Source organism: Aquabacterium parvum (assembly GCF_001447195.1).
GTDB classification, from domain to species: domain Bacteria; phylum Pseudomonadota; class Gammaproteobacteria; order Burkholderiales; family Burkholderiaceae_C; genus Aquabacterium; species Aquabacterium parvum.
Genome location: NZ_LFRI01000488.1, coordinates 1 through 273 on the forward strand (window position 1 = coordinate 1; position 273 = coordinate 273).

1 protein-coding gene is annotated in these 273 nt (G+C 57.9%); it reads left to right on the forward strand.

Going from position 1 to position 273, the window contains the following annotated elements:
- The first annotated feature begins 79 nt into the window (after positions 1–79).
- Complete coding sequence (locus ABG80_RS23015; RefSeq protein WP_160322599.1) at positions 80–250, forward strand: hypothetical protein; 171 nt, start codon at positions 80–82, stop codon at positions 248–250.
- Positions 251–273: the final 23 nt, after the last annotated feature.

Consider the following 273-nt stretch of genomic DNA (forward strand, 5'->3'; position numbering starts at 1 on the left):
AGTAGGCTTTCATCGACTTAGCGCCCCGTCTAATGGCACACAGAGGGCAAAGCAGGTGCTTCATGCAGAAGCTGGCCGCATGCAGCCTCACAGCGTCGATGGTGAAGTAGTGCCGGAACAGCAGGTAGTCACCGCAGGTGGTGAGCCGCTGGTGAAGCGTTTCTTGACCTTCAACGTGGTCGCCGATAAACTGCGCTACATCGAGCGCACGACTCTTTGCCTTACCGTACCGATCAACCCGCCTGGGTAGCGTCTCGATTCCATCAGCCCCGA

Excerpts from the sequence above, each read along its gene's own strand:
- ABG80_RS23015 (WP_160322599.1), top strand. The coding sequence starts at position 80 with ATGCAGCCTCACAGCGTCGATGGTGAAGTAGTGCCGGAACAGCAGGTA.